This window comes from Stenotrophomonas sp. YIM B06876 (genome assembly GCF_030711595.1).
GTDB lineage: Bacteria > Pseudomonadota > Gammaproteobacteria > Xanthomonadales > Xanthomonadaceae > Stenotrophomonas.
Map to the genome: position 1 here is coordinate 1 of NZ_JAUJUJ010000380.1, position 781 is coordinate 781.

A 781-nucleotide genomic window follows, 5' to 3' on the forward strand; every position below is an offset into this window, starting at 1 on the left:
AACTGCGCTTCGTCGTTGGCGTCCGACGCGCAGCCGGGGCGCAGGCCGTCGCCCAGGCTGAAGCTCACGTCGTAGGCCTTCATGATGTCGCAGATGTCCTCGAAATGCTCGTACAGAAAGCTTTCGCGGTGGTGCGCCATGCACCACTTGGCCATGATGGAGCCGCCGCGCGAGACGATGCCGGTGCGGCGCTGCGCCGTGAGGTGGATGTAGGCCAGGCGCACGCCGGCGTGGATGGTGAAGTAGTCCACGCCCTGCTCGGCCTGCTCGATCAGCGTGTCGCGGAAGATCTCCCAGCTCAGGTCTTCGGCAATGCCGCCGACCTTTTCCAGCGCCTGGTAGATCGGCACGGTGCCGATCGGCACGGGACTGTTGCGCACGATCCAGTCGCGCGTGGTGTGGATGTTCTTGCCGGTCGACAGGTCCATCACGTTGTCGGCGCCCCAGCGGATCGCCCAGACCAGTTTTTCCACCTCTTCGTCGATGCTGGAGGTGACGGCGGAGTTGCCGATGTTGGCATTGATCTTGACCAGGAAGTTGCGCCCTATGGCCATGGGCTCGNCGGTGCCGATCGGCACGGGACTGTTGCGCACGATCCAGTCGCGCGTGGTGTGGATGTTCTTGCCGGTCGACAGGTCCATCACGTTGTCGGCGCCCCAGCGGATCGCCCAGACCAGTTTTTCCACCTCTTCGTCGATGCTGGAGGTGACGGCGGAGTTGCCGATGTTGGCATTGATCTTGACCAGGAAGTTGCGCCCTATGGCCATGGGCTCGACCTCGG

Annotated in this window: 2 pseudogenes; both read right to left on the reverse strand. The window is 63.7% G+C overall.

The features are described 5' to 3' along the window. Positions 1 to 560: pseudogene (locus QZH66_RS17430) on the reverse strand (phosphomethylpyrimidine synthase ThiC); the annotation flags it as partial. Between the two features lie 3 nt (positions 561 to 563). Continuing rightward, a pseudogene (locus QZH66_RS17435) lies at positions 564 to 781 on the reverse strand (phosphomethylpyrimidine synthase ThiC); the annotation flags it as partial.